Genomic DNA, 22,277 nt, shown 5'->3' with positions numbered 1-22,277 from the left:
GTCAGACCGGCGCGGGACCCAGCCGCAGCGAGCGGCGGTAGAGGCTCCACCAGACGACCCCGGAGACCAGCCCGGCCGCCACGTAGCCGACCGCGACGCCCAGGACGCCGGCCAGCGCGGCGCCGGCCCAGGCCAGGACCAGCAGCGCCGGTGCGGACATCAGCTGGGCGGCCAGGCTCCGGCGCGAGTCGACCAGCCCGTGCAACCCGGTGGCCGCCCCCGACTGGACGCCGACGGCCACCAGCCAGAGACCCAGCACGGCCACCACGCCCCGGACCTCCGGCCACTCCGGCCCGAGCACGACGCTGACCACACCGGTGGGCAGGAGCAGCAGCACCCCGGTCCAGAGCACCGCCACCGCGGCCAGCGCCGCACCGACCGTGACCGACCAGCGCTGGTGCGGGCCCGCGCCCTGACCGCGCAGCTGCACGCTGCGCACGGTGGCGATCGTGTAAGCCCCCTGGAACAGCACGTTGACCGGGCTGAGCGCGGTCAGCGCCAGCCGGAGCGCGCCCGCGAGGGCGAGGCCGAACTGTGCGGCGAGCGCGTAGACCAGCACCTGGTAGGCACCGAAGCCGGTGAGCGACTCGAGGCAGTACCGCCGGATCAGCTGGGAGTTCTCCCGCAGGTACCGCCACCCCAGGACGACGTCGGGGCGCACCCGGTCCAGCAGCACCGCCAGCGGCAGCGACGCCGCCCCGGCGACCCCCCACGCCAGCAGCAGCGAGGGGGCGCTCACCCGGTCGGCGACCAGCGGGACGGCGAACGCCGGCACGAGCAGCACCACCCAGACGCCGTCCAGTGCCGATGCGGCCCCGGCCCGCCCGGCGCCCAGGAGGCAGTACCGCCAGGCGTCCTGCACCAGCAGGCCCGGCAGGGTCAGCGCGAGCACCACCAGCGCCGGTCCGACGCGGCCGCCGATCACCAGCCCGACCGCCGCGACCAGCGCGGCGGCGAGGCACCCCCCTGCCGCGGCCAGCCCGGTCACCGCCCGGGTCAGCACCGGCCAGTCGCCGGCCGGCGCCCCGGCATGGCGCACCAGCAGCGTCTCCCCGCAGGCCGCGCGCACCAGCCCGAGCATGATCAGGTAGGTGGCCACGGCGACGGCGAACGCGCCCAGCTCGGTGGGTGCCAGCTCCCGGGCAGCGACCAGGGACAGGGCGAAGTTGGTGACGCTGGACAGCCCTTGGTCGAGCAGCGTGTACACCCGCTGACGCCCGGGGCGCACCTCCTCCCCCGGGATGGCCTGCTCAGCCGACACGTGCACCAGCTGCCGCGCCCACCGGTGCCGGACGGTCGGCTGCCCCGACCGGGTGCTCCGGCGGTCCGGCGTCGTCGGGCTGCCCGAGCAACCCGAGTGCGAGCACCAGCGCGAGCGGGACGAAGTGCCCCACGTCCACGTCCTCGGCCACCGACCAGACCGCGGTGAAGACGACCAGCGCGAGCGCCGCCGCCTCCCCGCGCCGCCAGGCCACCCAGCCGGCCACGACCAGGGCAGCCAGGAACAGCAGCAGGGCGAGCGCGCCGCCGCGGTAGAGCAGGCCCAGGTAGCTGCTGTGGCTGCCCAGGCTGGCCACCAGCCCGGGCACCCGCTCCTTGACCCCCGAGCCCAGCAGCGGGGTGGGCGAGGCGAGCACCCGGTCCAGCGTGATCAGGTAGATCTCACCGCGCGTCTCGGCCGACCCGGCGCGCGTGCCGTTCAGCGACGCGATCAACGCGGGGACCGGCAGCGCCGCCAGCACAGCGACGGCACCGGCAGCCGACAGCGACAGCAGAGCGGCGAAACCGGGGCCGCCCAGCCGGCGCCGCAGCAGCACCGCCCCGGCCGCGACCAGGGCGACCACCAGGGCCAGCACGGTGTTGCGCGAGTACGACAGCACCAGCGACGGCAGCAGGACGACGACGCCCACCGCCGCGAGCGCCCAGCCGCGCACCCCGGGGCGCCGCAGGCCGAACGGGTCCACCAGCAGCAGGAGGATCCCGAGCGCGGCGAGCGCACCGCCCCAGGTCGGGTTGCCGAGGATCCCGCCGCTGCGGACGACCGGCATCGCGAAGTAGTCGGGGAAGGCCAGGTGGGTGACCACGAAGGCGGTGATGCTGGGATCGGCCAGCACCGAGTCGGGCAGCAGCCGCCCCAGCGGCAGCACGAGGTCCTGTGCCCGCGGGTACACCAGCAGGGCGATCAGGGTCAGCGCGGCCTGGACCAGGGCCAGCCCCACCAGACCCGCGGCGGCCTCGGCGAGCTGACGCCGGGACGGCCGGGCGGCGACGAGCAGCACGACGCAGACCCACACCAGCAGGTTGAGCGCGGCGCCCAGCACCCGCCCGGCCGGGGGACCCTCCACCACCGCGAGCAGCAGGCTCAGCCCGAGGAAGCCGGCCACCCCGGTCAGCAGCAGCGGCGGCCGGTGCTCGGCGCGGGCACGCAGCACCAGCCGGACCAGCAGCCACGGCCACCACAGGAAGCCCGCACCGGCCAGCCACAGGGCGGCGTAGCCCAGCACGAAGCGGCGGGACAGCGCCGGGGAGGTCACCGGCGGATCTCCGCCCAGACCAGCGGGCTGACCCAGCGCAGCGGCGTCCAGCGGCGCAGCGCCAGCCCGGCCCGCTGCGCGCGGCCGCACGCCGTCCAGCCGTGCTTGCGGTGCAGCCGGGTGTGGCTGGCCTCGTACCAGGCGTCGGTGGTCGGGCTGCGGGTCCAGCGTTCGGCGTGCACCACCGGGGACCCGGGGGTGACCAGGCACAGCCGCCAGCCGGCCGCGACCGCCCGCACCGACCAGTCGATGTCCTCGGCGTACAGCCGGAACCGGCGGTCCAGCGGACCCACCGACGTCCAGGCCTCGCGGCGCACCGCCACGCAGGTCCACGGCAGGTACTCACCGTCCGGCAGCAGCCGGACCGGCGCGCTGGGAGCCCCGGCGTTGCGCGCCCGCCAGGTGGCCGAGCGGCGCAGCAGCAGGCGCTGCCACTGCAGCAGCCGGCCCTGGCGCAGGCCGGCGGCGCGCAGGAACTCCAGCACCGGACGGGGCAGCCGGCCGGAGCTGAACACCGGCTCGCCGTCGTGCCCGGTCAGCAGCGGCCCGACGGCGGCCACCTCCGGGTGCCGGTCGAGCGCGGCCACCAGCTCCTCGACGGCGTCCAGCTCGAGCTCCAGGTCGAAGTTGACGCTCAGCAGGACGTCGACCGGCGCGGCCGCCAGCAGCGCGTCGACCCCCCGGTCCACGTTCACCGCGAACCCCGCCGGCTCGTCGTTGACCAGCGTGACCGCGGCCGCGGGCAGACGGGCGTACCGCCCGGGCCCGGGGTCGTTGACGACCAGGACCAGCGGCATCGCCCGGGCGAGCAGGAACAGCCACGCCGGCACCTCCGGGTCGCCGTGCAGCACGCAGACGGCACCGACCGAGCCCGCCGGCGCAGCCGCGCTCCCCGTGCCCGTCACTGGCGTCTCCGTGCCCACGAACGTGCGCCCTCCACGACTTCCTGCGAGCGGCTCGTTACGCTACGTCGGCTCGGCGCCACCGAGGGCACGGTACAGGTGCGGACGTCGCCACCCGGACACCGTCGATGTGATGAGGCACCTCCATGACCTTCCGCGAGATCTCCCGCGCGCTCCGCCGCGGCGCACTGCCCATCGCGGCGTGCATCCTGCTCGGCATCGCCCTGGCCCTGGCCGGGTCGCTGCTGCGCACCCCGGTGTACTCGGCCGAGGCGCAGCTGTTCCTCGGCGCGTCGGAGGAGGCCGACGACGGCGTGGTCACCCGGCAGGACACCGCCTACCTGCAGCAGCGGATGCAGTCCTACGCGGCCGTGCTGGGCAGCCCGCTGCTCGGCGAGCGGGTCGCCGAGGGCCTCGACCTGGACCTGACCGGCGCCGAGGTGGCCGGGGAGATGACGGTCGAGGTGCCGGCGGAGACGGTGCTGCTCACCGTGCGCGTGCAGGACCCCGTGCCCGAGCGCGCCCAGGAGATCGCCAACGCCGCCGGGGGTGCGTTCTCCGACCTGCTGGCCGAGCTGGAGGACGCGCCGGGGTCCACCGTGGACACCGTGCAGGTCAGCACCATCCGGCCGGCGGCGCTGCCGACCACCCCGACCGGGACCACCACGGGGGTGCTGCTCACCGTCGGCGCGCTGCTCGGGCTGGCCGTCGGCGTCGCCGTCGCGTTCCTCCGCGAGTCGATGGACGACACCGTCCGGGACGCCGACGAGCTGGCCGCGGCCGGCGTCCCGGCCCTCGCGGTCGTCCCGCAGCGCGACCGTCGGCGTCGGGGCGGAGACCTGGGCGCGGAGCGCGGCGAGGCGCTGCGCCGGATCCGGGCACACCTGGGGGACCGTCCCGGGCGCCGCACCGCGGCACCGCGCACCGTCACCGTGCTCGGCCCGACGGCACGCGCCGACGGCGCCGCGCTGGGCTGGGACCTGGCCGGGGTGTTCGCCGCCGCGCGGTTGCGGACGGTGCTCGTCGAGGCCGACCTGTGGGCCCCCCGGGCCGCCGGGCTGCTGGGCCTGCCGGAGCAGACCCCCGGCCTGGCCGAGGTGCTGGCCGGCCGCCTCACCGTCGCCGAGGCGCTGCGCCCGGGGCCGCACGGCCTGCGGGTGCTGCCGGCCGGCCGGGCGCCGGACGCAGGTGGCGAGGACCTCCTCGACGGCCCCCGGATGGCCGAGGTCCTCACCCAGGTCGCCGGCGACGCCGACGTCACCATCGTCGTGCCCCCTCCGCTGGACCAGCGTTCGGGGGCCGCGTCGCTGACCACGCTGAGCGACGGGGTGGTCCTGGCCGTCCGGGCCGGTGGGACGACGCGACGCGAGCTGCACGACGTCACCTCCCTCCTGCACACGCTCGGCGCGCCGCTGATCGGCGCCGTCCTGGAGTCCTCCGACCGGGCGGTCCCCCGCCGGGTCAGCTGACCGCGGCCATCTCGACCCGGCCGCGGCCGGCGCGCTTGGCCGCGTACAGGGCGGCGTCAGCGGCTGCGTAGAGCTCCTCCAGCCCGACGGCGTGCGTGGGGGCGTGGGCCACGCCCAGGCTCACCGAGATCGCCAGCAGGGTCCCGTCGGGCAGCACCAGGGGCGCAGCCCGCACCGCGTCGAGCACCTCGGCGGCCCGGGCGGCGGCCACGTCCGCCGGGCAGTCCGGCAGCAGGACGGCGAGCTCGTCACCGCCGGTCCGGCTGAGCACGGCGTCCCCGGCCCGGACCACCGAGCGCAGCACCCCGGCGATGTGCACCAGGGCGTCGTCCCCGACCGGGTGGCCGTGCTCGTCGTTGATCGCCTTGAACGAGTCGACGTCCACCAGGACCAGCGAGGTGCCGCGCGGCGCGACCGGGGCGGCCAGCGCCGTGCTCAGCGCCGCGTCGAGCACCCGACGGTTGGCCAGCCCGGTGAGGGAGTCGGTGGCGGCCTGCTGCTGCAGCTGGGCCACCAGCCGGTCCTGGGTCTCCCCGGCGCGCACCAGCATCGTCGCCATGACCACCAGCACGGCGCCGAAGAAGCTCAGGTCGCTGACCGCGTGGCCGGCCGGCTGGAGGTGGAACAGCACGACGGCGTCCCCGGCCAGCGCCGTGGCGGTCACCAGGGCCACCGCGGTGCGGCGGAGCTGGACGCCGGCCCAGAGCACCGGGAAGGCGAGGAACGCCTGACCCCCGGCGGAGGGATCGCGGGTGATCCAGTTCATCCCGCAGCACAGCACGACGCCCAGGAGGGCGATGAGCACGTAGCCGCCACGGGCGTCGACCCGGGCCGGGTCGGTGCGCCGGTAGACCAGGGCCAGGACGGCGAGCACCGCGGCGCACACCCAGGAGGCGACCACACCCCGCGCCGTCACCGCGTTGGGCCCGAACAGCGAGAAGACCAGCAACGTCACCGCACAGACCAGCAGCACCGGGACGGCGGTCCGCGCCGCCGCACGGGGGGTCCGCGCCCTCATCCGCTGGGTGATCTGCACCCTCAGGTGATCGGCACCCCAGGAGATCGCCCGGACCCGCCCGTCCGGTCGGCCCCCCGGACGGGTGAGGCCGGCCACCGACGGCGACGGGCCCCCCACCGGAGTGGGGGGCCCGCCGTGGTGGATGGTGCGGTGTCAGTGCCTCAACTCGGGCCGGGCCTGCACCCGAGCCGAGGCACCGGTGGTCACCGCAGCCAGGTGCCGAACAGCTGGCGCAGCAGCGAGGCCAGCTTCTTCACCACGCTGCCGCCCGTGCTGGGCTCCGCCTCCTCGGTCACCTGCACCTCGACCGTCGCGGTCGAGCCGGAGGTGACCCCGGTGCCCGTGACCTCGACCGTGCCGGTGGCCACCGAGCCCGGGACGCGCACCCGGACCGTCGCAGCACCCTCGGCGTCGGTCGTGACCCGACCCAGTCGCCGGCCGTCCACGGTCACCTCGACCCGCTCCGAGGGGCCGAAGCCGCTCACCGAGAAGGTCACCAGGTCGCCGCGGCTGAAGGTCGACGGCGAGACCGCCACCTCGGCCGTCGGCTGCTGCGGCTCCTCGGAGGCGTCCCCGACGGTCACCCGGCCGGTGAACTCCTCCGGGCTGAGCGGCGAGTTCTCCTCCAGGTAGGCCTGGAAGGAGTCGAAGTCGATCAGACCGGTCTGCTCCGTGGTGCCCTCGGCGAAGGTGGTGAAGTTGTCGCCGCCGGAGGCCAGGAAGCTGTTGGTCGCCACCCGGTAGGTGCCGTCGAGGTCGATCGGCTCCCCCGAGATCCGGATGCTGTCGACGATGATCCGCTCACCGGCGGCCGCCTCCGGGTCGTAGGACCAGGTCAGCTCCTCCGACGTGCCCAGCGCCAGGAACGGCCGCGAGCTGCCCTCGGGCTGCCACTGCTGCTCCAGCACCTGCACCAGCTGCGCCCCGGTCAACGAGACGACGACCAGGTCGTTGGCGAACGGGGTGACCTCGTTGGCCTCGGCCAGCGTGATCTCACCGTCCTCGCCGTAGAGCAGGTCGGCCCGCAGACCGCCGGGGTTGACCAGGCCGAGGTCGGCCGGCTCGATCGCACTGTCGGCTGCGCCGGCGACGTAGCTGTCCGCGACCAGGCCACCGAGGGCCGAGTACGAACCACGGTCCTCGGCCGGCTGACCGTCCGGGCCGGTGGTGAAGGCCCGGGTGATGTCGGCCGTGACCGACCCGACGACCTGGCTGCCGACCTCCTCGGCGATCGCCTCGGCGGCCGCGACCGTCTCGGCGACCTCGGCCACCCGCGGGTAGGCGACGACCAGCTCCTCCTCGGGAACCTCGGTCAGTGCCAGGTTCTCCACCGTCGAGGCGGTGACCTCGTCGGTCGACTCGTCGTAGCTGAGCACGATCCGCCCGAGGTCCGCGGCGTAGGAACCGGTCTGGATGACCGGACGGGTCTCGTCGGTGCCCGGGACCGGCGCCTGCCAGGCGTAGGTCTGGTGCGTGTGCCCGGTGAAGATCGCGTCCACATCGGCGTCCACGCCGTTGACGATCGCGGCGAACGCGGTGTCGGCGGCGAGCTCGGCCTCCAGCGTGCTGGTGGCCTCACCCCCCGGCGCGCCCTCGTGGGCGACCAGGACGATGACCTCGGCCTCGTCCCCGACCCCGTCGGTGAGGACGTCGGTCACCCGGTTCGCGGCCTCGACCGGGTCGCCGAACGTGATGCCCTCGATGCCCGCCGGGGAGACCAGCGAGCTCGTCTCCTGGGTGACGACGCCGATGACCCCGACGGTGACGCCGGCGGCCTCCACCAGCTCGTACTCCGGCAGCACCGCCTCACCGTCGCTGCCGTAGACGTTGGCGCCCAGGTAGTCGAAGTCGGCCAGACCGCTCTCGCCGTCGACCCCGACCCGGCCGGTCAGGTCGGCGAAGCCGCGGTCGAACTCGTGGTTGCCCACGGCCGAGGCGTCGAGGCCCATCTCGTTGAGCACCTCGATCGTCGGCCGGTCCTGCTGGCTGGAGGAGACGAACGGTGAGGCACCGATGTTGTCCCCGGCCGACAGCAGGACGGTCGCGTCGACGTCGTCCCGGGCCCGCTGCTGCTCGATGGTGCCCGCGAGGGCCACCGCGTCGCCGAGCCGGCCGTGGAAGTCGTTGATGCCCAGCAGCTGCAGGTCGACGGTGTCGCCGTCGTCCCCGGTGCCGCCGCCGGCGCCCGGCTCACCCAGGTCCAGACCCAGGATGATCGGGTCGTGGTCGGAGGACCGGAACGGGTCCGCGTCGTACCAGCCCGGGTACCCGTCGTACTGGTAGCCGTAGGACTCGACGGAGTTGATGTTCCAGATGTCGACGCCGGTGACGTCGGTGACCAGCGCCGGGGAGCCGAACGCGTGGTCCAGGGAGCCGACCCGGCCGCTGAAGACGTAGGTGCTCTCGCCGGTCACCGCCCCGAGGTTGGTGTACCCAGCCCCGACGAGGACGTCGAGCGGGTCCTCCATCGTGTAGCTGTTGAAGTCACCGATCAGCAGGGTGGAGTCGGGCGCGCTCTCCAGCGAGTCGACGAAGGCGACCAGGCGCTCGGCCTCGGCGACGCGGGTGGCGTTGGCGTTGCCCTGGCCGTCGCCGCTGTCCTCGTCGCCCTCGGGCGCCGAGCCCTTGGACTTGAAGTGGTTCACCACGACGGTGAACTCCTCACCGGCCGCGCGGAACGTCTGCGCCAGCGGCTGGCGGGCCAGCCCGGCCCACACGTCGTCGGTGTCGACCACCGACTCACCCACCAGCTCGACCGCGGCCGGCTGGTAGATGAAGGCGTTGCGGATGACGTCCTGGTCCTCGACCGGCGGCAGCACCGCCGGCGAGGGGACGAACGCCCAGCGGTCCTCGCCGGCCGCGGCGTTCAGCGCGGCGGTGAGTGCGGCCAGGGCCTCGTCGCGGTCCTCCCCGAACTTGACCGAGTTCTCGATCTCCTCGAGGGCGACGACCTCGGCACCGAGGGAGTTGATCGCCGCGACGATCTTGGCCTCCTGCTCGGCCAGCTCCGCGGCGTTCTCGGCCCCGCGGGCATCGCCGCCGAAGCTGGTGAAGTAGTTGAGGACGTTGAACGAGGCGACCTGGACGTCGCCGCCGACCTCCTCGGGAGCGTCGGTCCGCGGGTTGCTGTCGTCGAAGGACGCCGTGCCGGCGGTCTCCGCGGTGACGACGGTGGCCGGCTGCGCACGCCAGGCGTCGAAGCGGTAGTCGAGGACGTAGGGCACGTCGCCGAAGGAGGTGACCTGGTCCCCGACCCGGATGGCGTCCTCGGCGGAGCCGTAGCTGGGCGCCAGGCCGGCGGTCGCGAGGTTGGTGCTGCGGCCGTCGTCCAGCAGGAGCACCTTCTCGGCGTTCTCCGCCTCGTAGGCGATGGCGGCCTCGCCCGGCTCGACGACGTCGGTGGCCTGGCGCAGCGGCTCGGTGCCGGCGGCCAGCATGACCTCGCCGTAGCGGTTGAGGTTGTAGACCTCGGTGACCGTGTACGCGCCGGTGGGCTGGAAGAGCATGCCCTCCAGCGACTCGCGCTCCTCGCCGCCGGTCTGCGCCCAGTCGATGCTGACCGGGGCAGGCAGGGCGGCGTCCTCGGCGCACAGCGCCACCGCGGTGGCCTCGACCTGGGTCAGGCCGAAGTACTCGGCGACCTCGCCGGTGACCTGGACGGCGTCGCCGATCTCCAGGCCGTCGGCGGAGCCGAAGACGTTGACCGCGGTGGACGCGTCGCCCTGCGTCGCCGTCGGGTCCTGCACGTACACGCTGCCGAAGCCGTCGGGGCTGCTCGTCACGACGCCGGCGACGGTGACCGTGTCGCCCACCAGCGGGCTCTCGTCCCCGGTGCCCTGCACGTCGGTGATGGCGGTGAGGCCGTCGGTGGCGCAGTCGACCGGCTCCGGGTCGGGCTCCGGCTCCGGCTCGACGACCGCGTTGGCCGCGCCGAACGTGTTGGTGGCGGTGACCACCCAGACGCCGTCGATCAGCTGGATCGAACCCTCGGCGGGGCTGCTGGCGGTCTCGGCGACCCCGACGTCGGTGGAGTCGACCGGCTGGCCGCTGATGGTGCCGGTGAACGTGCCCTCGTAGGAGAGGAACTGCACGACCGTGCCGCTGGCGTCGACGAGCGCGATGCCGTCGGGAGCGCCGTTCTGCAGGCCGGAGAACTCCACGACCACCGTGCCGGACTCGCCGACCACGCCGGAGAGGGCCTTCGTGTCGTAGACCTGGCCGTTGTTGCCGTTGACACCGACCAACGTCCAGCCAGTGAGGTCGGTGCCCGGCGCCGCGGCGACCTCGACCCGCTCGTTGACGTCGGTTCCGTCGTTGTCGTAGTGGAACTCGCTGATGAACGGGCTGCCCGCGGGCGGCTCGAGCGCCAGTGCGGGGGACGCGCCGAGCAGCGCACCCCCGACGGCGACGGCGGTGACGGCAGCGACTCTGCGCGCTGTCATCGAGTGGGCAAAGGGCACGTGTGGCCTCCGGGTGCGACGGATCGGTACGACGCCGAGGACTGTCACCTAGTGGTGTGAACGCGACGTGTCGACATGAAAGCAGTCAGTCGTCGCGACGGACAGGTCCTGTTCATCTCCGTCTGCACCGAACCTGCCCGGTCTGCACCGGACCTGCCCGAGACCAGCCGGCCCGATCAGCCGCATCAGTCGCCGTGGAGCAGGTCGGCGACCGCCTGGGTGACCGCCCGGGCGGCCCCGTGGGCCGCGACCGCCGGCCCCGGCGCCCGCTCGGCGTCGACCGACATGCCGAGGGCGACGAGGACCGCGTCGGGCCGGGCCCGGAGCAGCCGGTCCAGCCACGCCGTCTGCCAGGGGCTGCGGTAGGCGTCCCGCACGGCGACCACCACCGGCCGGCCGGTCGCCGCGGTGACCACGTCGTCGGCCGAGACGCCGTCCTCGGTGACCGTCTGCAGCCCGGCCAGCAGGCCGTGCTCGGCCAGCGGCTCGGCCAGGCTCCAGGCGGCGTCCCCGACCGCCAGGTTGGTGCCGGCCCGCAGCTCGACCACGACCGCCGGCCCGGTCAGCGGGACGACCCCCCGCGCACGGAGGGCGGCCCGGGCGGCGGCCCGCCCGGTGTCCGGCGCGGGCACCGGCGGGGCGGGGCGTCCGGCCGCGGCCAGTCGCTGCCGCAGCGCGGTCACCCGGGCCGCGGCGTCCTCCAGCCGGTCCTCGGCCAGCGTGCCGTCGGCGACGGCGGCCCGCACCGCCGACCGGACAGCCGCGCAGTGCTCCTCGCCGTCCTCGGCGCCCAGCAGCAGCAGGTCGGCGCCGGCGGCCAGGGAGCGGACGGCCGCCCCGGCCAGCCCGTGCGCGGCCCGGACCCCGGCCATGTCGAGCGCGTCGGTGACGACGACCCCGGTGAAGCCGAGCTCGTCCCGGAGGAGGTCGACCAGCAGCCGGCGGCTGAGCGTCGCCGGCGCCGCGTCCAGCGCCGGGAAGACGACGTGCGCGGTCATCACCAGGTCGACCCCGGCGCGGACGGCGGCGGCGAAGGGCGGCAGCTCCCGTGCCCGGAAGGTGGCCTCGTCGGCGTCGATGACCGGCAGGCCGAGGTGCGAGTCGACCGTGGTCGACCCGTGCCCGGGGAAGTGCTTGGCGGCTGCGGCGACGCCGGCGGCCTGCAGCCCCTGGACGTAGGCCACCCCGTGCCGGGCGACCAGCGCCGGGTCGGCGCCGAACGAGCGGACGCCGATGACCGGGTTGCGCACGTCGCTGTTCACGTCCACCGACGGCGCGAGGTCGACGTTCACCCCGACCTGGCGCAGCTGCCCGCCGATCCCGGTGGCCACCGCGGTGGTCAGCGCCTCGTCGTCGACGACACCGAGGGCGGCGTTGCCCGGCCAGCTGCTGCCCACCGTGTACTCCAGGCGGGTCACGTCCCCGCCCTCCTCGTCCAGCGCCACCAGCACGTCGCCGCGCACGGCCCGGGCTGCGGCGGTGATCGCCGCGACCCGTTCGGGCACCGGCGGGTCCTCGCCGGTGAGGTTCTGGCCGTACAGGCAGATCCCGGCGAGTCCGTCGTCCAGTGCGTCGGTGACCCAGGCCGGGAGCGTCGGGCCGGTGAAGCCCGGCATCAGGCAGGCGTTGACCAGCCGGTCCAGGTCGGAGGTGTCGTGGTGCTCGGTGGCCATGCTGCGGAGCTCCTCGTCGGGGGAAGGGGGTGTGGCCGGGCCGGTCACGACGGGGCGGGCACCCGGCGGTGCCCGTTCGTGGCGATCCGGTCGCGGACGGCGAGCGCGGCCCCGATCGGGGCCACCGGCACTCCTCCGGGCACCAGCTGGACCCGGTCGGCGATCCGCAGGCTGTCCAGGAACGGCGAGCCGGACGCCTGTCGCCGGCACTGGTGCGCCACCGCCGCCAGCAGCGGGACGCCCACCTCCGCGACGCCCCCGCCGAGCACCACGTGCTCGACGTCGCAGGTGAGCACCAGCAGCCGGACGGCGGCGGCGACCGCCCCGGCGAAGGCGTCCCGGACCCGCACGGCGGCGGGCTCCCCGGCGTCCGCGGCCTCGAACAGCTCCACCGCGGCGGGCCGGCCGGTGCGGCTCGGCCAGGCCGCGCCCAGCGCCGCCCCGGAGGCGTAGAGCTCCAGGCACCCGCGCTGGCCGCACGAGCAGCGCGGGCCCGCCGGGTCGTGCGGGATGTGCCCGATCTCCCCGGCGCCGCCGCGATGGCCGCGCCGCAGCTCCCCGCCGAGCAGCAGCCCGGCGGCCACCCCGGTGCCCAGGGAGAGGAAGGCGAGGTCGCCGCGCAGCCCGAGCACCCGGGCGGCACCGACGGCGGCGACGTTCAGGTCGTTCTCCACGGTCACCGGCACGCCGCCCAGCCGGTCGGCCAGCAGCAGGGCGAGCGCGACCGGCTGCTCGGAGATGCCCAGGTTCACCGCGTGGGAGACCTCGCCGGTCAGCGGGGCGACCAGGCCGGGCACCCCGGCGCCGACACCGGCGAGCTCGGCCGGCGCGATCCCGGCGGTGTGGCACAGCTGCTCCACGACCTCGGCCGCGGCACCGACCACGCCCTCGGTGCCCGGCCGGCTGGGCACCCGCACGCTGGCCTGCACCGTCCCGGCGTCGTCCAGCAGCACGCCGAGCACCTTGGTGCCGCCGATGTCCAGCCCGACGCTCCACCCGCCCGCGCCTCCCCGGAGGGGAGTCACCTCCTCGCCTGCCCGCAGCGCGGTCACCCCTTCACCGCCCCGGCCACCAGACCGGAGCTCATCCGCCGCTGGACGAACAGGAAGAACAGGATGACCGGCACGGTGATCAGCGCCGCTCCGGCCATGACCACCCCCCAGTCGGTGGCCCGGTTGGCCTCGACCAGGCCCTGCAGCCACAGCGGCAGGGTGCGCTCGGCCGGGTCGGTCATCACCACCAGCGCGAGGGTGTACTCGTTCCAGGCCTGCAGGAACCCGTACACCCCGGAGGCGACCAGCCCGGGGGCCAGCAGCGGGAAGGTGATCCGGAAGAAGGCCCCGGTCCGCGACAGCCCGTCCATCATCGCGGCCTCCTCCAGCTCGATCGGCACGCCGCTGACGAAGCCGCGCAGCATCCAGATCGTGAACGGCAGGACGGCGGCGACGTAGACGATCGACAGGCCCACCACGGAGTTGACCAGCTGCCAGGTGTCCAGCATCTGGTACTGGGAGATGAACAGCCCCTCGGCCGGGATCATCTGCACGACCAGCACCGTCACGATGAAGCTCTTGCGGCCGCGGAACCGGAACCGGCTGATCGCGAGCGCCGCGACGAAGGCGAAGAGGATCGCGGCGGCCAGGGTCAGGCCGGTGACGGCGAGGGAGACCTTGAACGCCTCGTAGAACGACGGGTCGGTGAGCACCCGGCGGAAGTTCGACAGGGTGCCGCCGAAGGGCAGGAACGACGGCTCCGGGGTGCGCAGCCGGTTGGTCGGCAGGAACGCACTGTTGATCATCCAGTAGACCGGGAAGACCCAGGCCAGCGCGGTCAGCACCGCCAGGACGTCGAGCAGCCGGCGGGCCGCGGTGCCCCGGCGACGCGGCCGGCGCCGGGCGGGCACCTCCCGCGCCCGGGCCGGTACCGCGGTGGCCGGCGGCGGGACGACGGAGGTCACGACTCCTCCTCGCGCAGCATCCGGCGGATGTAGGCGGTGGTCAGCAGCAGCGTGATCACCAGCATGATCGTGGCCATCGCCCCGGCCATGGAGAACTCCTTGGACAGCGAGTAGATGTAGGTGCCCAGCAGGTGGGTCTCCCGGGTCGGCGCGCCGGCCCGCTGCAGCACGTGGATCTGGGTGAACACCCGCAGGTCCCAGATGACCTGGAGCAGGGCCACCACGAACAGCACCGGCTTGATCATCGGGAGCGCCAGCCCCCACAGCCGCTGCCAGCTGCTCGCCCCGTCGAGCTGCGCGGCCTCCATGCACTCCTCGGGCACCTGCAGCAGCCCCGCGTACACGGTGAAGACGACGAACGGCACGCTCATCCAGACCACGATCACCGTGGCCACGGCGTAGAAGGACAGCGGCTCGATCAGCCACGAGTGGCCGCGCTGCCCCTCCATCCCCAGGGGGCCGGCGAGCACCCAGTTCACGACGCCGTACTGGGAGTCGAAGAGCCACTGCCAGACGGTCATCGTGGCCAGCACCGGGGTGCCCCAGGCCAGCAGCATGCCGACCTGCAGGGTGATCCGGGCGGCGCGGCCGACCCTGGTCATCAGCACCGCCAGGGCGATGCCCAGCGCCATGGTCAGCGCCGCGTTGACCAGGCAGAAGGCGATCGACCGGGCGATCACCCCCCAGACGTAGGGGTCCGACAGCAGGGTGACGTAGTTGTCCAGGCCGACCCACTCGGCCGGGCGGCCGAACTGCTGGGCCAGGCCGTACTCCTGGAACGAGAAGACGAACTGGCGGACCAGCGGGTAGCCCAGGCCCACCGCGAGCGGGACCAGGGCCGGGACGAGCAGGAGGTAGGGCCCCAGGCGGGAGCGGAGCGGTCGCTGCCGGCGCCGTGGGGTCGCAGGGCTGCTCCCGGTCGCCGGGTGCGGGGGGCGGGGCGGGGCGGGTGCGGTCGTCGCAGGTGCGGGTGGCGCGGACATGGGGGCTCCTGGATCCGGGCAGGACCGGGCCGGGGGACGCGATCGCGGCGCGTGGGCACCGGACGGCGGGCGGGCGCGGTCACGCCCCCCGGCGGACGAGGTCAGGCGGTCAGTTGAGCGTGTCGGTGATCAGCTCGTCCGCCTCGGCCGCGGCCGTGGCCGGGTCGGTGCCGCTGGCGATCTCCTGGAAGAGGTCCTCCAGGATCCGGGCGCCCTCGACGTCGGCCCACTTCTCGGCCGGCGGCGTCAGCTCGGCGTCGACCGCCGCGGCGAGTGCCGCCTGGGCGTAGACGTCGTCGCCGAGCGCGTCGGCGTACTCGGTGTTGCCCGGGATCAGCCCGTTCTCGGCCAGCATCGTCTGGTACTCGGGGCTGAAGATGATCCGCAGCAGGTCCCGGGCCAGCTCCTGGTTGCCCGACTTCGCCGGGATGCCGATGTTCGAGCCACCGGCGAACACCGGCGCGACCGAGCCCTCCGCCATGCCGGGGAGGGCGAAGATGCCGGTCTTCTCCTCGTTGCAGGCCTGCTGCTCGGCCAGCAGGGCCTGCGCCGCCTCGGACTCGTCGTCGGCGGCCACGCCCTTGTTGCACTCGGGCAGGTCGATGCTCCAGCGGGCCCACGTCGGGGCGGAGAACATCGCCGCCTCGCCGTTGTTGAAGGCGATCCACGGCTCGTTGGAGTCGGCGTCCCGCGGGGCGCTGGTGGCCGTGCCGAACAGCGCCTGGACCGCAGCCAGCCCCTCCTGCGACTCGGGGGTGGACAGCGCCCCGGCCCACTCGCCGTCCTCCTCGACGGCCAGCTCGCCGCCGTGGCTGTTCAGCCAGGCGACGCCGTTGTACCAGTCCTGACCGGGCAGCCAGAACCCGGAGAAGCTCGGCGCCCCGGTCGGGTTGGCCTGCTGGAGGGTCTGCGCCACCTCGGTGAACTCGGCCAGCGTCGTGGGCACCTCGACCCCCGCGGCGGCGAAGAGCTCCTTGTTGTAGAAGACCGCGCGGGCGCCGGAGTAGTAGGGCACCGCGTAGAGCGTGTCGTCGACCGTGCCGGCGTCGACGAAGCCCTGCAGCAGGTCGTCACCGCCGAGCTCGTCGTACAGGTCGCTGATGTCGCTGAAGGCACCGGCGTAGGTGAACGTCGGGCTCTGCGTGTTGCCGATCTCCACCAGGTCCGGCGTCTGGCTCTCCGACGTCAGCGCCGTCTGCAGCCGCGGGACGAGCCCGTTCCAGTCCTGTTCCTCGATCACCAGGGTCGAGTCGGGGTGCTGGGCCTCGAAGGTCTCGACCAGGTGGTCCCGCAGCTCCTGCGGGGTGTCGGAGCCGGCGAGCCACAGCCGCACCTCGCCCCCGCCACCACCACCGTCGTCACCCGCGGCGTCCCCGCCGCCGCAGGCGGTCAGCGCCAGCATCCCGACGGCCACAGCGGCCAGGCCACTCGTGCGTACGCTCTTCATGTTGGGGTTCCTTCCCGATGCGGGGACGGTGCCGGACAGCGCCGTTCCAGGGGGCGTGCTCTCCCGACGTGCAGGAGGTCGGCTCGGGGTCGTCACGTGACCCCGAGCTGACCGGACAGCACGAGCACGGCGGCCCCGGACAGGGCACCGTGCTCGCCGAGCGAGGTCATCCGCAGCTGGACGTGGCTGCTGACGACCGGGATCGTGCGTTCGCGCAGGGTGGCCAGCGCCGCGTCGCGCAGCGGTCCACCCAGCAGTTCCTCCGGGCCGCAGAGCACGACCTCGGAGAGGTTCAGGGCGCTGACCACCGGGGCCAGCACGATGCCCAGCCGGCGCCCGACCGAGGCCAGCGCGGCGTCCCGGCCGGCGGCGTCGAGCCCGGCGACCCGCCGGCGCATCGCCGGGACGGACAGCACGGTCTCCAGGCAGCCGCGGCGCCCGCAGGCGCAGAGCTCGGGACGGCCGAGCGGGGCACGGTCGTGCTCGTCGCGCTCGTCCAGGGCGGTGACGTGCCCGAGCTCACCGGCGGCGTGCTCGTTGCCCTGGACGAGAGCGCCGTCCAGCACGATGCCGGCACCCACGCCACCGCCGACGGTGAGCACCAGCAGGCCGTTGCCGGAGGCGCCACCCCAGGTGAACTCCCCCAGCGCGGCGGTGTCCGCGTCGTTGGCCACGTGCACCGGCAGCTCCAGCGCCGCGCTCAGCTGCTCGGCGAGCGGCAGGTCGTACCAGCCGCGGTTCGGTGCCTGCAGCACCCGGCCGGAGAGGTCGATGACGCCCGGGGAGCCCACGCCCACCCCGAGCACCGGCCGGGTGGTCGCCGCGACGAGCTCCCGGCACAGCCCCAGCAGCACCTCGACCGCCGCGGCGCCGGTGCAGCCGCCGACCGCCGCCGTCCGGCGCTCCCGGACGGCGCCGGAGAGGTCGAGCACCGCACCGTGCACCCGCTCGTCGTCGGCCAGGTCGACCGCGACGATCTGGAAGGCCTCGGCGTCCAGGCCGACCAGCGTGCCGGGCTTGCCGACCTTGCCGTCGGCCTGCTGGCCCAGCTCGGTCACCAGGCCCTGGGCGAGCAGCGAGGAGACGAGGTCGGAGATCGTCACCCGGGTCAGCCCGGTCGCGCGGGCCAGCTCGGCCCTCGACCGTGGCCCGGCGTGGAAGAGCAGCTGGAGCACCATCGAGCGGTTGCTCGCCCGGGCGTGCTCGGGCAGCACCTTGGCGGTGGAGCGCAGCGCTCGCCGGGGCTGCGGGGGGTCTGCGACGGTGGTCACATTTGTTAGGCAACCGTCCTTACAAACGACTGTCAAGGGGGTGGCGCGCGCGTGAGCAGAACGCAACGCCCCGGTGACCTGACGGCGGCCGCCCCGCGTGCACGGCCGGGCCGGCGATGTGCGGAGGGCGTGGTGTCCTGGCTCAGGACATACCGGACAGGTGTCTCACGACATGCCGGACTGATGTCGCAGGTCATGCCGGACCCTCGGCTGAGGGTCGACCATGTCGAAGGCGCGGCTGGTCATCACGGCTGTTGAGGTGGAGGGCCGGAGCCCGGCCGAGGTGATCGAGGCCTACGGCGTCTCCCGGTCCTGGCTCTATGAGCTGCTGGCCCGCTACCGGACCGAAGGCGACGCCGCCTTCCAGCCCCGCTCCCGGCGGCCACGCAGCTCACCGGGTGCCACCGCCCCGGCCACAGTCGAGATGGTGCTGCGACTCCGCAAGGAGCTGGCCGACTCAGGGCTGGACGCCGGCGCGGACACCATCGGCTGGCACCTGACCCACCGCCACCAGACCAACCTCTCCCGGGCCACGATCCACCGGATCCTCACCCGCGCCGGCGCGGTCACCCCCGAACCCGCCAAGCGGCCCAAGTCCTCCTACATCCGCTTCGCCGCCGACCAGCCGAATGAGACCTGGCAATCGGACTTCACCCACTACCGGCTCACCAACCCCGACGGCACTCCAGGCACAGACATCGAGATCATCACCTGGCTCGACGACCACTCCCGGCTGGCCCTGCACGTCACCGCCCACCCCCGGATCACCGGACCGGTCGTACTCAAGACCTTCCGCCAGGCCGCTGACCTGCACGGCTACCCCGCCTCCACGCTCACCGACAACGGCACCGTCTACACCACCCGCTTCGCCGGCGGCCGCGGCGGCCGCAACCACCTCGAACACGAACTCCGCCGCCTGGGCATCAGGCAGAAGAACTCCCGCCCCAACCACCCCACCACCTGCGGCAAAGTCGAACGCTTCCAGCAGACGCTGAAGAAGTGGCTGCTCGCCCAGCCCATCCAGCCCGGCACGATCGCCGACCTGCAGGCCCTCATCGACGTCTTCGTCGACACCTACAACTGCCACCGCCCGCACCGATCCCTGCCCCGCCGGGCCACCCCGGCCACCGCCTACACCGCGCGGCCGAAAGCCGGCCCCGGCGCCGACGGCAGTCGCGACACCCACGACCGGGTCCGCACCGACCGCATCGACTCCACCGGCTGCGTCACCCTCCGACTGGCCGGTCGCCTCCACCACATCGGCGTCGGCCGAACCCACTACGGAACCCACGTCCTGCTGCTCGTCCAGGACCTGCACGTCCGCGTCATCGACGCCGCCACCGGCGAACTCCTCCGCGAGCTCACCATCGACCCAACCCGCGACTACCAGCCCACCGGTCGACCACCCGGCCCCACCCGCAAATGACAAACGCCCGAACCCACATTCCGTGGGTCCGGGCGTCCGGGATGTCTTGCGACATCACATGTGCGGAGGGCGTGGGATTCGAACCCACGAAGAGGGATTACCTCTTAGCGGTTTTCAAGGAAGCTGAGGGCCCTCTGCTGACCTGCATCGGAGCTCATATGCGCAGCTCAGAGACGGGCGGCCCTGACCGCTGATCACCCCGAATGGCCCCGGTTTGCCGTCGCTACGGGCTCGTAGCGGGCACGAGATTAGGCACGCGATCCAGGTCCTGAGCAGGACCGATGCACGTCCGGCCGCTCGAGAACCAACCGTCGGCCAACGTGGGTTCGCCGACCACCCCGCCTCTGACGCTGCCGAGTACGCAAGGAGACGACCACCGCGGCCGTAAGGACGTGAGGGACTCTTCCGGGGCTCGTGGGCGTGGCGTGCTCAACGACCGTGGGATGTTGATGAGTCACTGACCTCGATAGTGGCGCAGCTCGCCTGATAGATGCGCGAACCTGGGCGGCCCTCGCAGGCCCCCGCCAGGGGGCCACCGCGTCTCACCGACCCCGCAGGCTGGCGCCGGTCCCGCCCAACACGGCCACCTCGACCGTCACCGTCGCGCTGGCAACCCGGCTACCACTGCTTGAACGCCCGCCGACCCTTGACACTCGGGGGCCAACACGCTGGATCGGCGGCCCGGCCGACCCTAGCGTTGGGGATGACACCGGGCGGACCCAGCCCGATACGGCCAATGAGGCACGGCTCCCAAAGTGCACCTATACGACCCCCGTCACGCTTGTCCCACGCTCGCGGCACAACTCGGCTGCACCTCGACTGACCTTCAGCGACAGGGCAGCCATGCCAGAACCCGCGCTGTGCTGATCTCGGACGCAGCGACGACTCGCAATCAGGACCTAGCGGCGCCCTTGTCCCCGCTGGGCTGACCGCCCACCCCATCGACCGAGGACTCGAGGACGGCCGCCATTACACCTCGGGCCGCATGCAGGCCCTCGATCGACGCTTCGACCCGTTCGCGCCAGCCCTGGATCACCAGGCCCACCAACAGCGACTCGGGAATTCGCTGGGGAAGGGAACTGACTGCGTTCGCCGCACCCTCGAAGCACCTGGCGACGTCGGACACGGCCTGTCTTACCTGGGGTCCAGCAGTGAGCCGCACCGTAGACAGGGGCAGCGCTAGCTCGATGCTGGCCTCCGTCAGCTGGCGATTCCAGTGCTCAGCCCATTTGCGCCCAAACAGTCCGCGTCGAACGCCGGGCCGCCCGACAAGATCGACCATGCGGCGCAGGTGCGCCACCGCGATCACTACTGCAGCATCGAACTGCACACAGGCATCGACCTCGGCAGCACGGGCGCCCCTGGCGCGCTCCTCGGCCCACTGCGCCTCACGGGCGCTCGCTCGGTCAGCGAACTCACGTTGCTGCAGACGTCGCTGCTGCTGACCGCTTCGCCATACCACGAACATCGAGCCAACAACGGCGATGATTGCCGCCGCCAACGTGGCTACCGCCGGGATGCGAACGTCACCCATACGGTCTTCCTGCGCAATCTCAATGGAGGACCTCGCCAAGCGCGCGCGACGATGTTGCAACTCGCGGTAGACACCACTGAAGGAGCGAGGGAACTGGGCGCTAAGCCGGCCATCAGGCAAGACCTAGCAGGTTCAGAGAAGGCGGCAGCCCCGTCGCTGGCCTGCCCGAAACGCAATAACCGAAGCTCAAGACGTTGCAGCCTTGACCAGTAACGATCACTAGAATCCCCCTTGCCGTCACTACGGACACGTAGCGGACACGAAGTCCGGGGTGCGACCTAGCCCGCGACTAGGACGCGCACCTGATGGGCGCAAGCCACCCTTATCGCCAATTGACCTATTCCAAGCTAGAACCCGTAGCTGATGCTGGGTAATGCCCCCAAGACAAGAGATCAGTAGAACCCCCGAGGATAGACAAGAGACGGCGGCCGGATATCAAAGCCTGCTTATGAATGACGGGGTCAAGCGCCGCGGCATTTGTCGAGATCTTGATGACGCCTGAGATCTCTTCCTCAAACAGATAGACGAAACGGCGAAGCACATCAACGCGGGTCCCGCTCCCGATGAGATCGACTGCCTCATCATCAGTCAACAGGGACGCTTGTGCTAGCCACTCAAGCTTTGCTCCAACCTCGCTCAACTCCGCGCGCAACGCAGGATCCTCACGAGAACGGAGTGGGATGCCCACGCTGCCAGGTACCCGCGGTCCGCTGCCGGCGTCGTTCGCGCCCGGGACATCGCCCGCAGCCCTCATCCCACCCCCGCGCAAGCCGGCAAGAATGCTCGCTAGATATGCGGGCAGCTTGGTGTAGTCATCTCCATAAGGGACTGAGACAATTCGATCGGCCGCGTGAGGAGCGGTAACTTCACTATCGAGCACAAGGCGGTAGTGGGCAAAAGTTGAAGTCGTCAAATCCTGCGACATCCAGCGACGCAATGCAGAGAAGTTTGGATCGTCGAGGCCCGCTCCGAACCCAACAAAGAGCAATGTACGAACGTAGACTGTCGCTCGAAGGAAGTTCGCTGATTCAGGGCTACGAAGCACATCGGCATAACTGGATGACCCGAAGACGACGCTTTCAGCGTCCGACCAGTGGCCATGTAGGTGGATGACGGCTTTCTCTCGTTCCCTCAGTACGCGCTGTAGGCGGGGAGTGTCGCGCCACGTGACTGAAGGCAGGCCCAGCGTGTCCTCTAGTAGATCGTCGTAATTCGTCGTCGCGACTATCGCCCCAGCCGACACCAAGTCCTTGATCGCGTCCAGAAGTGTGGTATCCGTTGCCTTTAGACTTCCGACGGTTTCACGCAACCACGTGGCATACTCCGGGTCCCGTCGGCCTCCCAAGCCATCCGTGGCCTTCTCGGCGGCGACAATCAAGTCATTCTCATACCCGCTGTTGACGTCCTCCTTGGCGCGGGCAACCCACTTCGCATCACGAGCCCCCAAGCTGAGGCATCGGTCGAGGCCATCTTCGATCAGGCCACGCCAACTGGCGAGGGGGTTCCTAGATGTAGCGGAGGAGGTCACCCCGGTTCCAACGACGATGCATAGCTGACGATTCTGCAAAGCCTCCCGAATGCTGTTCATAGCGGCCGCAGGGGA

At 72.8% G+C, this 22,277-nt stretch carries 15 protein-coding genes; 2 read left to right on the top strand and 13 right to left on the bottom strand.

Annotated features, from left to right (window positions below):
- Window position 1 precedes the first annotated feature (1 nt).
- From O2V61_RS00780 to O2V61_RS00770, 3 genes are read right to left on the bottom strand one after another with little or no spacing between them, the layout of a single operon-like run.
- Window positions 2–1,261 (bottom strand): hypothetical protein, encoded by a 1,260-nt coding sequence (locus O2V61_RS00780; RefSeq protein WP_269181436.1) that lies wholly within the window; start codon window positions 1,259–1,261, stop codon window positions 2–4.
- Window positions 1,251–2,534 carry an O-antigen ligase family protein gene (locus O2V61_RS00775; RefSeq protein WP_269181435.1) on the bottom strand — a complete coding sequence of 428 codons (1,284 nt, stop codon included), beginning with the start codon at window positions 2,532–2,534 and terminating at the stop codon, window positions 1,251–1,253. Before O2V61_RS00775 ends, O2V61_RS00780 begins: the two co-directional genes overlap by 11 nt.
- Window positions 2,531–3,439 carry a glycosyltransferase family 2 protein gene (locus O2V61_RS00770; protein ID WP_269181434.1) on the bottom strand — a complete coding sequence of 303 codons (909 nt, stop codon included), beginning with the start codon at window positions 3,437–3,439 and terminating at the stop codon, window positions 2,531–2,533. Before O2V61_RS00770 ends, O2V61_RS00775 begins: the two co-directional genes overlap by 4 nt.
- Before the next feature lie 143 nt (window positions 3,440–3,582).
- On the opposite strand from O2V61_RS00770, the gene O2V61_RS00765 reads away from it, so the two are divergent.
- Window positions 3,583–4,905, top strand: coding sequence for a Wzz/FepE/Etk N-terminal domain-containing protein (locus tag O2V61_RS00765; protein WP_269181433.1), 1,323 nt, complete (start codon window positions 3,583–3,585; stop codon window positions 4,903–4,905).
- Here the strand turns inward: O2V61_RS00765 and O2V61_RS00760 are convergent.
- From O2V61_RS00760 to O2V61_RS00725, 8 genes are all read right to left on the bottom strand, one after another.
- Window positions 4,898–5,923, bottom strand: a complete 1,026-nt coding sequence (locus O2V61_RS00760) for a GGDEF domain-containing protein (protein ID WP_269181432.1) — start codon at window positions 5,921–5,923, stop codon at window positions 4,898–4,900. The genes O2V61_RS00765 and O2V61_RS00760 overlap by 8 nt on opposite strands.
- 203 nt (window positions 5,924–6,126) lie before the next feature.
- Window positions 6,127–10,365, bottom strand: coding sequence for an ExeM/NucH family extracellular endonuclease (locus O2V61_RS00755; protein ID WP_269181431.1), 4,239 nt, complete (start codon window positions 10,363–10,365; stop codon window positions 6,127–6,129).
- A gap of 203 nt (window positions 10,366–10,568) precedes the next feature.
- The gene (locus O2V61_RS00750; RefSeq protein ID WP_269181430.1) at window positions 10,569–12,056 is read right to left on the bottom strand and encodes a glycoside hydrolase family 3 protein; all 1,488 of its coding nucleotides are present in this window, start codon (window positions 12,054–12,056) and stop codon (window positions 10,569–10,571) included.
- 44 nt (window positions 12,057–12,100) lie between these two features.
- Window positions 12,101–13,108 carry an ROK family protein gene (locus tag O2V61_RS00745; RefSeq protein ID WP_269181429.1) on the bottom strand — a complete coding sequence of 336 codons (1,008 nt, stop codon included), beginning with the start codon at window positions 13,106–13,108 and terminating at the stop codon, window positions 12,101–12,103.
- On the bottom strand, window positions 13,105–14,013 hold the full coding sequence (locus O2V61_RS00740) for a carbohydrate ABC transporter permease (RefSeq protein WP_269181428.1): 909 nt from the start codon (window positions 14,011–14,013) through the stop codon (window positions 13,105–13,107). Before O2V61_RS00740 ends, O2V61_RS00745 begins: the two co-directional genes overlap by 4 nt.
- Window positions 14,010–14,996 (bottom strand): carbohydrate ABC transporter permease, encoded by a 987-nt coding sequence (locus tag O2V61_RS00735; RefSeq protein WP_269181427.1) that lies wholly within the window; start codon window positions 14,994–14,996, stop codon window positions 14,010–14,012. Before O2V61_RS00735 ends, O2V61_RS00740 begins: the two co-directional genes overlap by 4 nt.
- A 109-nt stretch (window positions 14,997–15,105) precedes the next feature.
- Window positions 15,106–16,443: an extracellular solute-binding protein gene (locus tag O2V61_RS00730; protein WP_269181426.1), complete on the bottom strand. Its 1,338-nt coding sequence runs from the start codon at window positions 16,441–16,443 to the stop codon at window positions 15,106–15,108.
- A 92-nt stretch (window positions 16,444–16,535) separates the two neighbouring features.
- On the bottom strand, window positions 16,536–17,714 hold the full coding sequence (locus O2V61_RS00725; protein ID WP_269181425.1) for an ROK family transcriptional regulator: 1,179 nt from the start codon (window positions 17,712–17,714) through the stop codon (window positions 16,536–16,538).
- 223 nt (window positions 17,715–17,937) lie between these two features.
- Between O2V61_RS00725 and O2V61_RS00720 the strand changes: the two genes are divergently transcribed.
- Window positions 17,938–19,140 carry an IS481 family transposase gene (locus O2V61_RS00720; protein WP_269181424.1) on the top strand — a complete coding sequence of 401 codons (1,203 nt, stop codon included), beginning with the start codon at window positions 17,938–17,940 and terminating at the stop codon, window positions 19,138–19,140.
- Window positions 19,141–20,032: 892 nt separating this feature from the next.
- On the opposite strand, the gene O2V61_RS00715 is transcribed toward O2V61_RS00720, so the two are convergent.
- Window positions 20,033–20,674, bottom strand: coding sequence for a hypothetical protein (locus O2V61_RS00715; RefSeq protein WP_269181423.1), 642 nt, complete (start codon window positions 20,672–20,674; stop codon window positions 20,033–20,035).
- 337 nt (window positions 20,675–21,011) lie between these two features.
- The gene (locus O2V61_RS00710; RefSeq protein WP_269181422.1) at window positions 21,012–22,262 is read right to left on the bottom strand and encodes an SIR2 family NAD-dependent protein deacylase; all 1,251 of its coding nucleotides are present in this window, start codon (window positions 22,260–22,262) and stop codon (window positions 21,012–21,014) included.
- Between the last annotated feature and the right edge of the window lie 15 nt (window positions 22,263–22,277).

The sequence above is a fragment of the Modestobacter sp. VKM Ac-2985 genome, assembly GCF_026967925.1.
GTDB lineage: Bacteria > Actinomycetota > Actinomycetes > Mycobacteriales > Geodermatophilaceae > Modestobacter.
Note: the sequence above shows the minus strand (reverse complement) of the source record. Positions and strands in the feature narration are given on the sequence as shown.

What these genes read in the sequence shown, in the direction of transcription:
- O2V61_RS00765 (WP_269181433.1), top strand. Translation starts at nt 3,583, where the DNA reads ATGACCTTCCGCGAGATCTCCCGCGCGCTCCGCCGCGGCGCACTGCCC.
- O2V61_RS00760 (WP_269181432.1), bottom strand. Translation starts at nt 5,923, where the DNA reads ATGAGGGCGCGGACCCCCCGTGCGGCGGCGCGGACCGCCGTCCCGGTG.
- O2V61_RS00755 (WP_269181431.1), bottom strand. Translation starts at nt 10,365, where the DNA reads ATGACAGCGCGCAGAGTCGCTGCCGTCACCGCCGTCGCCGTCGGGGGT.
- O2V61_RS00750 (WP_269181430.1), bottom strand. Translation starts at nt 12,056, where the DNA reads ATGGCCACCGAGCACCACGACACCTCCGACCTGGACCGGCTGGTCAAC.
- O2V61_RS00735 (WP_269181427.1), bottom strand. Translation starts at nt 14,996, where the DNA reads ATGTCCGCGCCACCCGCACCTGCGACGACCGCACCCGCCCCGCCCCGC.
- O2V61_RS00730 (WP_269181426.1), bottom strand. Translation starts at nt 16,443, where the DNA reads ATGAAGAGCGTACGCACGAGTGGCCTGGCCGCTGTGGCCGTCGGGATG.
- O2V61_RS00720 (WP_269181424.1), top strand. Translation starts at nt 17,938, where the DNA reads ATGTCGAAGGCGCGGCTGGTCATCACGGCTGTTGAGGTGGAGGGCCGG.
- O2V61_RS00715 (WP_269181423.1), bottom strand. Translation starts at nt 20,674, where the DNA reads ATGGGTGACGTTCGCATCCCGGCGGTAGCCACGTTGGCGGCGGCAATC.
- O2V61_RS00710 (WP_269181422.1), bottom strand. Translation starts at nt 22,262, where the DNA reads ATGAACAGCATTCGGGAGGCTTTGCAGAATCGTCAGCTATGCATCGTC.